Annotated in this window: 1 protein-coding gene; it reads left to right on the top strand. The window is 41.7% G+C overall.

Annotated features, from left to right (window positions below; genetic code table 11):
• Positions 1-242, top strand: a 242-nt coding sequence (locus H4J67_RS20220) for a hypothetical protein (RefSeq protein ID WP_220471686.1), incomplete at both ends; no start/stop codon positions are given.

Here is a 242-nt window from a genome sequence, read left to right as displayed (position 1 = left end):
GGTGCTGTGCCTGTAATTACTTACATTGTTACTGACGGTGCAGGTGATACACAGAGCTCTACACTAACAATTTCAGTGACACCAGTGTCTGATCTAAGTGATGATAGTGAATCTGTTACAACAGCTGAAGATACAACAGCCACAGGCAATGTGTTAGATAATGCTGAAACAGCAGATGGTCCACTAACTGTCACCAGTTTTACTGTTGATGGTAATACTTATAATGCAGGTGACACGGTTAC

The organism is Colwellia sp. BRX10-4 (genome assembly GCF_014077465.1).
In the GTDB taxonomy this organism is placed as follows: domain Bacteria; phylum Pseudomonadota; class Gammaproteobacteria; order Enterobacterales; family Alteromonadaceae; genus Colwellia_A.
This window is presented reverse-complemented; position numbering and strand designations above follow the sequence as displayed.